This window comes from Curtobacterium sp. VKM Ac-1393 (assembly GCF_015350995.1).
Classification (GTDB): Bacteria; Actinomycetota; Actinomycetes; order Actinomycetales; family Microbacteriaceae; genus Curtobacterium.
Map to the genome: position 1 here is coordinate 378,477 of NZ_JADKRW010000006.1, position 11,824 is coordinate 390,300.

Genomic DNA, 11,824 nt, shown 5'->3' on the forward strand with positions numbered 1-11,824 from the left:
AACGGACCCCCTGACGCCGAACTGGGATGGACCCCCTGGTTGACGCTAGGAGAGTGATCACAGTGGACACGTGGGCAGAGATCCGTCGGCTGCATCGAGCGGACAAGGTGCCGATCAAGCAGATCGCGCGGGAGCTCGGGATCGGCCGGAACACGGTTCGTCGGGCGTTGCGGGGTGAGGAGCCTCCGAATCGTGCGCGTGGGCCGCGCGGGTCGAAGATCGATCCGTTCGTGCCGCAGATCCGGGCGCTGCTGGCAGAGCATCCGCGGATGCCGGCGTCCGTGATCGCGGAACGGGTGGGTTGGTCGTTCTCGCCATCGTTGCTGCGGGAACGTGTGTCGGAGTTGCGGCCGGACTATCTCGGCGTGGACCCGGCGGACCGGCTCTCGTTCAGATCGGGCGAAGTGATCCAGTGCGATCTCTGGTTCCCCGAGACCAGGATCCCTGTCGGTGACGGGCAGGACCGGATCTTGCCGGTGCTGGTGATGGTCTCGGGGTTCTCCCGGCGGATCGAGGCGCTCGTGCTGCCGTCGCGGCAGGGCGGGGACCTCACTGCGGGGATGTGGATGCTGCTGCAACGTTTCGGCGGGATCCCGAAGTCGCTGCTTTGGGACCGGGAGGCTGCGATCGGAGGGCTGGGGCGTCCGACGGTCCTCGCAGCGACGTTCACGGGAACGATCGCGACGAAGCTGCGGTTGGCGCCGGCGAGGGATCCCGAGACCAAGGGTGTCGTCGAGCGGGCGAACCGGTATCTCGAGACGTCGTTCTTACCCGGCCGGCTCTTCCAGAACGTCCACGATTTCAACGCCCAGCTGGGTGTCTGGTTGACCGAGCGGGCGAACCAGCGGAAGGTCCGCTCGATCGGAGCCCGCCCGGTCGAGCTCGACGCCCTCGACCGCGCCGGGATGCAGTCCCTCCCGTCGGTCGCGCCGACCACGGGGCTGCGGACGCGGGTCCGGCTCGCCAGGGACTATTACGTCCGCGTCGACGGCAACGACTACTCCGCCGACCCGCGCTTCATCGGACGGTTCGTCGACGTCCACGCAGCACTCGACGAAGTGCGCATCACCTGCAGCGGCGAGCCTGCCGAACGACACGATCGGTCATTGCGCACCGGACAGACGATCACCGACCCTGAGCACGTCGTCGTCGCAGCGCGCCTGCGCGCCCACTACCGGGCCCCGAAGCCCGCGACGGTCCGCTCGCACCAGGACGGGCACCAGGTCCAGATCCGAGCCCTGTCCGACTACGACGCCCTGTTCGGCGTCGACTTCACCACCGATACCACGACGAAAGAAGCACGATGACCAGCAAAACCACGACGCAGACCGACGCACCGATCCCGAAGAACAGCGAGCAGGTCGCTTCCAAGCTCGCCTACCTCGCCCGAGCGTTGAAGACCCCGACGATCGGACGGGTCTGGGAAGACCTCGCCGATCGCGCCAGGGACGGCAACTGGGCGCACGAGGAATACCTCGCCGCGGTCCTCGAGCGGCAGGTCGCGGACCGGGAGTCCGCTGGCACGATCATGCGGATCCGGACCGCGCACTTCCCGCAGGTGAAAACGATCGAGGACTTCAACCTCGACCACCTCCCATCGCTCCGACGCGACGTCCTCGCGCACCTGGCGACGTCGACGTTCATCGCGAAACAGGAGAACGTGATCCTGCTCGGCCCGCCCGGACTCGGGAAAACCCATCTCGCGATCGGCCTCGGCGTGAAAGCCGCCCACGCCGGCTACTCGGTCCTGTTCGACACCGCGAACAACTGGATCGCCCGTCTCGCGGCCGCGCACCACAAGGGCCAGCTCGAGGCCGAGCTGAAGAAGATCCGCCGCTACAAGCTGATCATCGTCGACGAGATCGGCTACATCCCGTTCGACCAAGACGCCGCGAACCTCTTCTTCCAACTCGTCGCGTCCCGCTACGAACAGGGATCGATCATGGTCACCAGCAACCTGCCATTCAGCCGGTGGGGCGAGACCTTCGGCGACGACGTCGTCGCGTCAGCCATGATCGACCGCCTCGTCCACCATGCCGAGGTCCTCACCCTCTCCGGCGATTCCTACCGCACCCACGGCCGCCGCGACCTCATCAACCAGACCGAGAACAACTAAGCTCAACAACCCCAGAAGGGGTCCGCCCCAGTTCGGCACAAAGGGGTCCGTTCTACTTCGGCGTCAACACCAGCGGCCTCGCCGGCGTGCACCCATCAGTGACGCGCCTGCGGCCGCAGGGACCGCTTCTTGAGCCGGTCCATCGGCACCCACACGTGGTGGACGAAACCCATGTGCACGAGCTGCACGTAGACCACATCATCGTCCGTCTGTTCCACGAAGCCGGGGCACGTCTGCGGGCCCGAACGCGTGAACTCCACCTGCACCCACACAGCCGGGTAACCGGACACTCGGTCCGGCGCCGGCGGAGCATCGATACCGAACGGCTGATCCTCGGGCGGATCAGGGTGGCTCGGCGGCGCCCACCGGTGTTCGGGCATGCACCGATGATGAACGTGGCCGCCGACACCAGCGGTGTCAGCGCTGCCGCCGGCGACCCTCCTGCACCTCACCGATCAGCCGCATTGTGCGCTGCAGCGCCGCCTCCCGCAGCGCCACATCGGGCGCAGATCGGTCAAGCCGATTCAGCCGGCGGATCGCACTCCGCCGCGTAGCCGCGAGTTCGTCAACGGACAGCCACTGCAACCGCTCGAGCTCATCGTCCACACTCAACAGGCTAGACAGGCAAACCGATCATCCAACCACCACGACCCCGCCACCTCGAGCAGCTGCATCCAACGTCGACGAACCGGCCTTGACCCCTCCAGTGGCCTGCGCAGCGCAGCGCAGACAGAGCGCACGCGCGCAGCGCGCATCCCGCACTCTGTGGTCCACGGTGTGGGAGCGATCGGGGAAGACGGATCCATGACTGCCGTCCGCGGCACGATCCGCTCCACGAACACCATCACCGCTGATGGCCCAGCAGACGACCAGAGCACCGCCCGTGCCCGTGCCCGCGCCATAGACGGCCTGAATCTCACCGGTTACGACGTCGCGAAGACGAACACGCTGAGCCCCGACGGATGGATCAGCCTCGGCATCACCGTCGAAGCCTGACGCTGGCGAGAGACGAGACGGCATGGTAATCCACCCCGCGATCGTGCTCACCTGCGACGGCTACCAGTGCAGTGCAAAGCTTGCGCTGATCGGCCCCAACGCGGTCAGCTACCACGGTGCGCGCGTCCACGCGGAATCTTTAGGGTGGGACTGCCCAGCAGACGACGTCGACCGGTGCCCCAACTACAGCGCAGCACAGGCAGCACTCGACTCCTAGCTATCAAATTCACCGTGATCAGGCCCCTCATGGTTCAGACCGTTCCAGTAGGGGATATACACGAGGCGCAGCAGGAACCACCATGCGTACACCGCATGCAGACTTACCGCCTCTCCGTCGGACAGAAGACCATGAGCAACCGCGTTCCGCATGTTTGCCCCTATAGGCCCTCCGAATAACGCCCTTAACTCGAAAACTATATCAGTTCCAAATACCTCGACCACTTCTGGGATCGCAAGCAGGCTACTGAGCCCGATCTCCTGCTCCACTCGATCCCCCATTGTTGTGGTCGATATACCCAACTCATTGAGCGCAGACCGAACTATATGTTCAATCTGGGGAGTAAGCATATACAGGGCAGCAGTGAAGTCGTAGTTGAAGCCTGCCGCTAGAGCGCGAGCCACAGTCTGCTCACGCCCACTCGGCACAATAGGAGAACATCGGGCCACGACTGCACAGTCACGAACTCGGATTCGGTGCTCCAACGTGAGTACCTCGAGTGCAGGTAGAATGCGGCCCTTGACAGCCCACTGGACATGGATGTCATCGAAAACTTGGACCATCTCATCCCAGAGTTTTCCCGAGTATCCACCCCAAGGCCCATCTTCCTCAGGAGCCGCATTATGTACGACTCGCCCGTCTGCAGCTAGATGCTGGGTGGAGACAATACTCATAATTGCCGATTCAGCTAGACGCTTCTCGGCCTCGCGACGTTCATCGCCCTCAACCACGTACGGCACTGCGCCGACGAGCAAGAGGGTCGCGTATGCGGCATCCTCGCCTGAAACTGCCGCCTGAACCTGCTCAGCCTCTGCCCGGAGGTCAATGCTCCCGCCCGTGATCGGACGCATTTCGTCTAATGCAGAGACACCAGAAGACCTAATGAGCTTCGCGATGTCAGAAGCAAGTCCGCTAATATCAAGGCGCGCACGCTGTTTATTCGAGATCAATCTCAAACTTTGCAAAGCCGATTGATACAAAGCCACAGCGGAAAGGGCGCTTCCCTTTAGCCTCCGGTCCGCTTCGGCCATCCACCACTTGACAACCTCATACTGCGCCGCTGCTTCGGCATCCGCGTTCCCTAGCCTCTTATACAGCTTGGCGGCGTAAGTAGATAGCTCACGCCGTAGCGTACCTCCATCGGTGTCGGTGGCCAGTGTTGTAAGCCGCTCCGCTACCCGCGCCCATTCGGACCGATCCGGCAGGCCAGTGTCGAGGAGTAGATCAACGAGGTCTAGCGACCGGCGAGCATCAGCTTCCCAGAATGCTTTGCTGAGCATATCGCATGCAGCTTGAAGCTCCTCCTTGAGTTTGAGCTGACGGGCTATGTGTAGGTACCGCGGCCAATTGTCCTCGTCCTCAAGGTACCAAGATTCACCTGTATCCATGCCCACGCGAAGCCAGCTGATCACAGCCCGTCGTCCCGCCTCATGCGGCTGAGTGCCGTGCCTTCTTATCCATAAGATGTCATTGCAACGGGCCACTAGGCGTGCGCTCGCCACCCGAGGGATTAGTTCTGCGATAAAATCTAGATCGACGTTGGTCATGTCATCGGGGACAAAGGATCTTCGCCCCTGAAACTGCGCCATTGGGGCATATGGGTCGTGCATCTGGTCATTCGCTGTTATGAGCGAGGAGATTCCGGCCAGAAGACGGCAAGCTGCAGCAGCTTCGACGTCATCGGCCGCCTCCGCCTTGCGTGTGAGGTCCCCGAAACCGCTCCAGAGCTCAAGGAAAGTGGCCTCTTGCGCGTCAATTGAAGCCCAAGCCGTTCGATCGAGCGCTTGTAGAGACGGGTGCGCGGGAGCATCGTTCATTGCCGCAGCATACGATGAGCTGCCGTCTGCCCTCCCCGCCTGTGCCTTTAGCCTCACCGTCTCGATAGCCGATGGCCTGCGCAGCGGAGACAGGGCGCAGCCGCGTAGCGACCCGGATCAGACTCGAGCCATTCCGCGCACGCGGCGCCAGAGTGAGAGCCTGTCGGACCGGCATTCCTCGAGGGAACGCACGTCCAGGCCGCGAACATCGGCGACGAGCTCTTTCTCGATCCCGCCCATGTAGCGCGCGTACACACGATCGCTCGGGATGCGGGCGACCCACACGCTCGCCGAGCGATCTCCCGGCGCCTGGCGATCACGGGCAAAGTACCGAGCCTGCTCAACCTCGAGAGACCATGACAAGCCTTCGCGGTTCGCTTGCGTCGCGCCCCGGAATGCCACCCATGTCCCGCGACGTCGTCGCTGGACGACCATGTCCTCGGTGTACTCGGCGAACTCGAACATCGCGCGCCACACCTCGCCAGGGACAGGGGAATCACCGAGCCGGTACCGCCACATCCTCGGAAGGAAGAACGTCAGCATCCCCGGAGTCAGAGCCCCCGACTCAAACCGCTCGACGACAGCAGGCTCAGGCGCGAGGTTTCCGGTCTCGTTCACCAGCCGTACGATGCCGGCGAACTCGTCGTCCGACAAAGTCAGTTGTGCCCGCTCCGCCATTGCGCGCACATCACTTTCCGCGACCATGAAGTTCTCCGCCGGTTCCTAGTTGTGCTTCCCCAGCCCGGGAAGCCCGCCACCCAGCGCCCGGACCGACTTCCCCTTGTGCGCCCGTCGTGGCTTCTTCTTCGACTTCGCGACCGGCTGTGTGCCGTTCTCGCACCGGAGGTGACTTGATGGCACCTTGTGCCGCTCGAACCCGCGAACGACCCCCTCCACAACGACAACCCGGACCAGTGCGCCGCAGGATCCGCATCGTTCGTAGCCCTCAGGCCTCGGTGCGGGTCGTTTCATGACGCGAGCGTAGTGGCTGCCGGCGACGTTTCTCAGAGGATGGCGGCTGCTACTGCTGGCACACCGAAGACGACGGCGAACAAGGAGCAGAGCGCCGCGCCGTCCTCGAGCTTCTTCTTGTCCAGGTTGTACCAACCCCCGTCGCGGGCAAACGCACTGCAGATCTCTTTCCCCAGCACCAGAACACCCGCGATGATGGCGGCACCCTTCGCCCACACCGAGTCGGCCGGAAACAGCAGCACCATCAGGACCACGAGCAGCACGAGGGCGACGACAGCGACGATCGCGCTCACCAGAGTGCTCCTGCGCCGAACAGGAGTCGTATTGGTCGAATTACTTGTCATGTCTGCAAGCTACTGAAATCCGTTCCGATGAGCGAACCGCAGGTTTGGCGCAGCAGGCGACGTCTCGTTAGACGATCGGTGGTTTCAAGTGGTCGTTGCAACGGGCGGTGGTGGAGGCCTCAGAGTAGCGGTCGGCGCGCAATGATGAGTCGTGGCCTACTTCCCTGTGACGAGCGCCGATGTCGACGAGCTGCGGGCGTTCTTGCGCGAGGCTGACCTGACCCTCGCCGGGCTTGATTCGCCAGCTGTGCGGATCTGGATCGAGCGCGGAGCCAACTCCGGAATTGTTGGCAGCACCGGTTTTGAGCTCAGCGCTGATGGCAGTCATGCCTTGATTCGAAGCGTCGCGGTGTCGGGATCGATGCGGGCGGCTGGGACTGGAACACGGCTTGCGAGATACGCGCTGGAGGAGGCCGCTCGCGCCGGCGCTGAGCGAGCATGGTTGTTCTCGCGTCGGTCGGGGCCCTTCTGGCAGAAGCTCGGTTTCACTCCCGCAGACCGCGACATGCTCGCGTCAGTCCTTCCCGAAACGCAGCAGGTTCGTCTGTTCACCTCAACGGGGCAACTCGAACGTGAGGTTGCCTGGTCTCGCGACCTCAGCGGCCTTTCACGGACACAGCAGTAGCTGTTCGAATGCTTCTGCCGGGGTGCGGTAGCCGAGCGTTTTGCGGGGTCGGCTGTTGAGTTCGGCAGCGACTTCGAGGAGCCGTTCCGGGGTGTGGACGGTGAGGTCGGTGGACTTGGGGAAGTACTGGCGGAGTAGGCCGTTGGTGTTTTCGTTCGAGCCGCGCTGCCAGGGTTTGTGGGGGTCGCAGAAGTAGATCGCGAGGTCCGTGGCGAGGGTGATGTCTTTGTGTCGGGCAAGCTCGGTGCCCTGATCCCAGGTCAACGACCGACGCAGATGCTCGGGAAGGGTCTGGATGGTGGGGATCATCGCGTCACGGACCGCGTCGGCGCTGTGTCCGTTTGGGAGGTGGAGCAGCATCACGTACCGGGTGGTGCGTTCAACGAGGGTGCCGATCGCGCTCCTGGCGTTGATCCCGACGATCAGGTCCCCTTCCCAGTGGCCGGCGACGGCACGATCGTCGGCTTCAGCGGGGCGTTCGCTGATCAGGATCATGTCGCGGATCTTCGACCACGACGCCCGCCGGGGTTCACCACGATGCCGACGGATCGCACGGCCGGTGCGGAGGTGTGTGTGCAGGTCAGCGCGCAGGTGACCGCGGCCCTGCACGAACAGGGACTGGTAGATCGTCTCGTGCGACACGTGCATCTCCGGCCGGTCAGGGAACGTCCGGGCCAGGTCATCACGGATCCGCTCCGGGGACCAGTTCCGCACCAACCGCAGCTCGACCTGCAGAGCAAGCTCGACTCGGTCCAGCTTCCGCGGTTTCGGGCGCCGCGCACGAGCCCGGTACTGCTTCTCGGCGGAGTACGGCCGGTAGCTGCCGCCAGCCGCGGCGTTCCTTGTCAGCTCTCGGCTGATCGTGGATGGTGCCCTACCGAGGGCTTTCGCGATCGCACGCACGCTCGCGCCGCTGAGGCGCAGGTCCGCGATCTGGAGCCGCTCTTCCTGGCTCAGATACCGGTCCGAGCGGGGCTTGTGCGCGAACGGGTTCCGTCCGCCGGCTGCTTTGACCCATCGGTATCCCTGACGTCGGTCCACGCCGACAGCATCACAGGCCGCCGTTCGTCCGAGGCCCTGTCTCAATAGCTCCCAGAACCGTGCCTCTCGAGCACGGTGTTCCAGCCTCGATCCCATCTGCAGCACTCCGATTCACGGTGGTGTTGCAACGACCGGCTGAACCCAAGATCGGCTACCGAGACAGCCCATCGACGGGCGACACCTTGTCACGATGGTGCTTGGGAACGGCCGGGCGGTCAGTGTCGTGACAGCCCGGCCGGAGCCCCAGTGACTGAGCTCAACGCGAGCGTAACCAGCGCAGAGCAGGCGTTGCTAGTGAGCGGCGTCGTACGCGTCCTTCACGGCCTGACTGATCCGGCCCCGCGGCGCCACCTCGTGGCCATTCACTGCCGCCCATTCCCGGATCTTCGCCAGCTCGTCCGGGTTGCTGCGCTGCGCAGTCCCGGATCCGCGGCCACCGCGGCTTGAGACTTTCCGAGCGGCCGCGACGTAGTCCGAGAACGCTTCGCGCAGTTGCTCCACGTTGTTGTCGGACAGATCGATCTCGTAATGGCCGCCATCGAACGAGAACGTGACGTTCTTCCCGCCGTGCTCGATGATGTCGCCGGTGAGGTCGTCAATGAGGTGAGTGGTGACTTTCTGTGCCATGCCCTCTTGTGTAGCACTCCGGTGCGAAAACACGATGTGCACGACAGCCACAGAACCGCCATGCTATGACTCGCGCACGACCCTGCGCCCTCGACATTCCGCCGTTCTCAGACGGTGAAGCTCGTGGAAATCCCATCATGAAAGGACGCGACGCGATGAGCGACGCCACGCCCTCCCACCCCAACCCCTACAACAGCAACGCCCAGCCCTACCAGCAGGCCCCCGCGCAATCGGACCGGTACAGCGTCCTCGCGATCGTCGGCTTCATCCTCGCGTTCGTGATCAGTATTGGCGGCCTCGTCGTGTCGATCATCGCGCTCACGCAGATCAAGCGCACCGGTGAACGCGGCCGCGGGCTCGCTCTCGCCGGCATCATCATCAGCGCCCTGTCGATCGTGCTGTCCATCGTCTTCGGGATCATCCTTTTCGCCGCCGCCGCGAACGCACCGTCCTACAGCTACTGAACCGACAACATCAGCAAGACCCCACAACAGCTCACCGCTACGCCAGGCTCCCCCGACGTGACGGTGAGCTGTTCTGCGGGCGGATTACTTCGGCGGTGACCAGCTGCGCCCGAACGCCCGCATCAGCACGACACCCCAGTCAGCATCAGTGATCGTGCCCGTTGAGGTGTCCGTGCTGAACGTGCCGCCCTCGTAATGCAACGGTGGCTGCCCCACCAAGTGCGCGCCGAGCAGCTCAGTGACATGCCATGTCTTCCGCGCTATCTGCGACGGCACCAGCTCGAGCTGCAGCCGGTGCCCATGCACCGACACCGTCGACGGGAGCTGCGGGACACGAGGCGACATGCGCACAGTCCACCCCCACCACGCCCCAAACCCCCGCAGACACGCACGCGCACACCGGCCGTGCGGCGACCGCTGAGCCCAATCCGGCCACATGCGACCAGCCGGTCAGTTCCGATAATAGTTCTTCTCGGAATATCTTGGCGGGGGTGTAAGCGAGGTGTGGAGGAGTAAGCGGGGAGCCTTGCGTCGAGTGGTGAAATCAGCCGGTCCGCCGGAGCCACAGCGCCTGTCGGTGCTGTGGCTCCAGGCGATCGGGGTATCGGGTCCGACGGTGGCCTGCCACGAAGCGAGGCGTTAGATGACCGGTGCGGTTCAGCCCGTCGGTTCCGTCGGGGTGAGAGCCCAGCTCACGTCGACCCAGCGTGTAGTCGGCAAGTCCACCACGTCCATTGGGACGGTGTCCGTGCCAACCTCCGCGGCCCTCACTTGCCCAGTCCCGCCGGGGCGGCGTCGACGACCGTTGTCGTGACGGCGGTCCAACCGATCGCGGTACCGTCCGGGACGTTCCACTCCTCGGCGCCCTTCCCGGTAACGACCTCGCGCTCACCGATAAGACGCCCCGTGTCGGGGTCGATAACGATCTCCTGGACATCGCCCTCGCGGAACGTGTGCCCGATCGCTATGCCGGTTCGCCCGTCGAGGTTCGCCGCGCGATCTGTGATCTCGATGTCCGGGATCAATGCCGCGGCGCGGAACATCGCCGCCCGGAGGTCCGCGGGGACGATGCCGCTTCGCAGAGTGTCGGCGATCCAGACGAGCGCCTCGGAGTCCGGGGAGTTCCCCTGTCCCTTCGTCACGGCGCGGATGCGGTCGAGCAGCGCCTGCGGGTTGCGCGGCAGGTCGCTGAGCATCGTGGGCGAGACGACCGCCGGGCTGTCGTAGAACGCCCCGCCAGCAGCCCGGAGGTACTCGGCAGGTGCCGGGTTCGCCTCGGCTGCGGCACGTGCGGACTCCGGGCCGAACATCTTGATCGGACGCTGCGCATCGCGCACCCACACCCACTCGTCGTCGGTGTCAGACGGGACGTACATCTGCCCGTTCTGCGATGAGAGGTACACGCGGCGGCTTCCGTCGTCGGCGTTGCTGACGTACGCGTACGCGGCGTGTGTCGCGACCTCGAGGTACTGCCCAGTCCCGACCGCCGGGTCCGAGGTTTTGACCGTCTCGAGGGCGGCGGCGTTGAGGACCGCGGCGGCGGCCGGGTCCGCGCCGCCGTGGAGTCCGGCGACCCCGAGGACGTTGCCGGCCACGAGCGCCGCAGCGACCCCTGCCGCGACGAGCGAGCCGGTACCGAACCAGCCGATGCGGCGGGTCGTGGTGCTCCGCGGTGACGTCGCGCCGGGCCGCTCCCCCGCAGCAGCGATGTGCGTGAGCAGGATGTCGCGGCCACGGGCCAGGGTCTCGGGCGACGCCGGTTCGACGTCGTTACGGACGGATCGGAGTCGTGTCAGCTCGTCCATGGTCCACCTCCTCGGCCGGGGTCCGGCCAGCAGCAGCACGCAGCATTCTGCGCGCCCGGTTCAGTCGTGAGCGGACGGTCCCGACGGGAACGTCCAATGCCTGAGCGACGCCCTCGTAGTCGAGGTCACCCCAGGCGTAGAGCAGCAGCGCATCACGGTCCCTAGCCGGCATCCGACGCAGAGCTGTCCCAAGCTGCCGCACCTCGAACACCGCCTCGAGTGCTTCGTGGTGGTGCTCGGTGACCAGCGCCGTCGGGTCCGGTCGCACGCTGAGCCACGCTCTCGCCTCGACTCGGCGGTGCCGTTTCAGCAGTGTCGAGACGATGCCGTACAGCCACGGGAGGGCGTCCGGCCGGCCGAAGTCGTAGTCCCCACGGCGCTCGAACGCCACGGTGAAGGTCTCGGACAACAGGTCATCCGCGACGTCCGGGCCGGCCCGGCGTGCGGCGTAGCGGTGAATCGGCCGAGCGTGCCGGTCGTACAGCTGCGCAAACACGGCGGGCACGTCCACTGCCTGCCGGATGATGTCGCTGTCGGTGCTCACACCAGATATTGCTCGCCGAGCGCCAACAAGTTCACGACCGATCGATCAGCATGACGACCTCTACTCGCATGATGCGCTCGATAACAGTGCGTCGCAAGACCCTCCTCCGCGTAGCAATTCACAAGGGCTATACCCAAAGCACCCGCCCCCTTCCCTTGCCGTCGTCGAGAATCAGTGACCGGTGCTCCAGTCTCGGAAGCGTGGGCCGACGACCTCGGTGCCAGGACTGGGTAGGAGCGCGCCCTCGCGGAACGCT

General features: G+C 64.9%; 15 protein-coding genes. 5 read left to right on the plus strand and 10 right to left on the minus strand.

Going from position 1 to position 11,824, the window contains the following annotated elements; all coding sequences use genetic code 11:
- The first annotated feature begins 53 nt into the window (after nucleotides 1-53).
- Both istA and istB read left to right on the plus strand, forming a co-directional pair.
- Nucleotides 54-1,307 carry an IS21 family transposase gene (gene istA / locus ITJ59_RS15420; RefSeq protein WP_323749523.1) on the plus strand — a complete coding sequence of 418 codons (1,254 nt, stop codon included), beginning with the start codon at nucleotides 54-56 and terminating at the stop codon, nucleotides 1,305-1,307.
- A complete protein-coding gene (istB, locus tag ITJ59_RS15425; protein WP_134196241.1) occupies nucleotides 1,304-2,116 on the plus strand; it encodes an IS21-like element helper ATPase IstB in 813 nt (270 codons plus the stop codon). The genes istA and istB overlap by 4 nt, the downstream gene beginning before the upstream one ends.
- Nucleotides 2,117-2,211: 95 nt before the next feature.
- Here istB and ITJ59_RS15430 read toward each other — a convergent pair whose 3' ends face one another.
- Both ITJ59_RS15430 and ITJ59_RS15435 read right to left on the minus strand, forming a co-directional pair.
- Nucleotides 2,212-2,496, minus strand: a complete 285-nt coding sequence (locus tag ITJ59_RS15430; RefSeq protein ID WP_194652160.1) for a hypothetical protein — start codon at nucleotides 2,494-2,496, stop codon at nucleotides 2,212-2,214.
- A 37-nt stretch (nucleotides 2,497-2,533) separates the two neighbouring features.
- On the minus strand, nucleotides 2,534-2,722 hold the full coding sequence (locus ITJ59_RS15435; RefSeq protein ID WP_194652161.1) for a hypothetical protein: 189 nt from the start codon (nucleotides 2,720-2,722) through the stop codon (nucleotides 2,534-2,536).
- Between the two features lie 198 nt (nucleotides 2,723-2,920).
- Here ITJ59_RS15435 and ITJ59_RS15440 point away from each other — a divergent pair, with 198 nt between their 5' ends.
- Nucleotides 2,921-3,112, plus strand: a complete 192-nt coding sequence (locus tag ITJ59_RS15440; RefSeq protein ID WP_194652162.1) for a hypothetical protein — start codon at nucleotides 2,921-2,923, stop codon at nucleotides 3,110-3,112.
- A gap of 213 nt (nucleotides 3,113-3,325) precedes the next feature.
- Here the strand turns inward: ITJ59_RS15440 and ITJ59_RS15445 are convergent, their stop codons facing one another.
- The 4 genes from ITJ59_RS15445 to ITJ59_RS19225 form a co-directional block, all read right to left on the minus strand.
- Nucleotides 3,326-5,146 carry a DUF4209 domain-containing protein gene (locus tag ITJ59_RS15445; RefSeq protein WP_194652163.1) on the minus strand — a complete coding sequence of 607 codons (1,821 nt, stop codon included), beginning with the start codon at nucleotides 5,144-5,146 and terminating at the stop codon, nucleotides 3,326-3,328.
- A 117-nt stretch (nucleotides 5,147-5,263) separates the two neighbouring features.
- The gene (locus tag ITJ59_RS15450) at nucleotides 5,264-5,851 is read right to left on the minus strand and encodes a hypothetical protein (protein WP_194652164.1); all 588 of its coding nucleotides are present in this window, start codon (nucleotides 5,849-5,851) and stop codon (nucleotides 5,264-5,266) included.
- A 299-nt stretch (nucleotides 5,852-6,150) separates the two neighbouring features.
- Nucleotides 6,151-6,411 carry a hypothetical protein gene (locus ITJ59_RS15455; protein WP_194652165.1) on the minus strand — a complete coding sequence of 87 codons (261 nt, stop codon included), beginning with the start codon at nucleotides 6,409-6,411 and terminating at the stop codon, nucleotides 6,151-6,153.
- A gap of 118 nt (nucleotides 6,412-6,529) precedes the next feature.
- On the minus strand, nucleotides 6,530-6,790 hold the full coding sequence (locus ITJ59_RS19225) for a hypothetical protein (protein ID WP_228511653.1): 261 nt from the start codon (nucleotides 6,788-6,790) through the stop codon (nucleotides 6,530-6,532).
- Between ITJ59_RS19225 and ITJ59_RS15460 the strand changes: the two genes are divergently transcribed.
- Complete coding sequence (locus ITJ59_RS15460; protein ID WP_323749524.1) at nucleotides 6,710-7,087, plus strand: GNAT family N-acetyltransferase; 378 nt, start codon at nucleotides 6,710-6,712, stop codon at nucleotides 7,085-7,087. The two genes, ITJ59_RS19225 and ITJ59_RS15460, sit on opposite strands and share 81 nt — an antisense overlap.
- On the opposite strand, the gene ITJ59_RS15465 is transcribed toward ITJ59_RS15460, so the two are convergent.
- Both ITJ59_RS15465 and ITJ59_RS15470 read right to left on the minus strand, forming a co-directional pair.
- Complete coding sequence (locus ITJ59_RS15465; protein WP_228511650.1) at nucleotides 7,070-8,224, minus strand: IS30 family transposase; 1,155 nt, start codon at nucleotides 8,222-8,224, stop codon at nucleotides 7,070-7,072. The genes ITJ59_RS15460 and ITJ59_RS15465 overlap by 18 nt on opposite strands.
- A 195-nt stretch (nucleotides 8,225-8,419) precedes the next feature.
- Entirely contained in the window at nucleotides 8,420-8,755 is a 336-nt protein-coding gene (locus tag ITJ59_RS15470) for a histone-like nucleoid-structuring protein Lsr2 (protein ID WP_194652166.1), read from the minus strand.
- A 155-nt stretch (nucleotides 8,756-8,910) separates the two neighbouring features.
- Between ITJ59_RS15470 and ITJ59_RS15475 the strand changes: the two genes are divergently transcribed.
- Nucleotides 8,911-9,219: a DUF4190 domain-containing protein gene (locus ITJ59_RS15475; protein ID WP_194652167.1), complete on the plus strand. Its 309-nt coding sequence runs from the start codon at nucleotides 8,911-8,913 to the stop codon at nucleotides 9,217-9,219.
- 767 nt (nucleotides 9,220-9,986) lie between these two features.
- On the opposite strand, the gene ITJ59_RS15480 is transcribed toward ITJ59_RS15475, so the two are convergent.
- Nucleotides 9,987-11,024 (minus strand): CU044_5270 family protein, encoded by a 1,038-nt coding sequence (locus ITJ59_RS15480; RefSeq protein ID WP_194652168.1) that lies wholly within the window; start codon nucleotides 11,022-11,024, stop codon nucleotides 9,987-9,989.
- Nucleotides 10,990-11,568, minus strand: coding sequence for a sigma-70 family RNA polymerase sigma factor (locus ITJ59_RS15485; protein WP_323749520.1), 579 nt, complete (start codon nucleotides 11,566-11,568; stop codon nucleotides 10,990-10,992). The genes ITJ59_RS15480 and ITJ59_RS15485 overlap by 35 nt, the downstream gene beginning before the upstream one ends.
- Nucleotides 11,569-11,824: the final 256 nt, after the last annotated feature.

What these genes read in the sequence shown, in the direction of transcription:
- ITJ59_RS15440 (WP_194652162.1), top strand. Translation starts at nt 2,921, where the DNA reads ATGACTGCCGTCCGCGGCACGATCCGCTCCACGAACACCATCACCGCT.
- ITJ59_RS15465 (WP_228511650.1), bottom strand. Translation starts at nt 8,224, where the DNA reads ATGGGATCGAGGCTGGAACACCGTGCTCGAGAGGCACGGTTCTGGGAG.
- ITJ59_RS19225 (WP_228511653.1), bottom strand. Translation starts at nt 6,790, where the DNA reads ATGACTGCCATCAGCGCTGAGCTCAAAACCGGTGCTGCCAACAATTCC.
- ITJ59_RS15470 (WP_194652166.1), bottom strand. Translation starts at nt 8,755, where the DNA reads ATGGCACAGAAAGTCACCACTCACCTCATTGACGACCTCACCGGCGAC.
- ITJ59_RS15430 (WP_194652160.1), bottom strand. Translation starts at nt 2,496, where the DNA reads ATGCCCGAACACCGGTGGGCGCCGCCGAGCCACCCTGATCCGCCCGAG.
- istB (WP_134196241.1), top strand. Translation starts at nt 1,304, where the DNA reads ATGACCAGCAAAACCACGACGCAGACCGACGCACCGATCCCGAAGAAC.
- ITJ59_RS15450 (WP_194652164.1), bottom strand. Translation starts at nt 5,851, where the DNA reads ATGGTCGCGGAAAGTGATGTGCGCGCAATGGCGGAGCGGGCACAACTG.
- ITJ59_RS15445 (WP_194652163.1), bottom strand. Translation starts at nt 5,146, where the DNA reads ATGAACGATGCTCCCGCGCACCCGTCTCTACAAGCGCTCGATCGAACG.
- ITJ59_RS15475 (WP_194652167.1), top strand. Translation starts at nt 8,911, where the DNA reads ATGAGCGACGCCACGCCCTCCCACCCCAACCCCTACAACAGCAACGCC.
- ITJ59_RS15480 (WP_194652168.1), bottom strand. Translation starts at nt 11,024, where the DNA reads ATGGACGAGCTGACACGACTCCGATCCGTCCGTAACGACGTCGAACCG.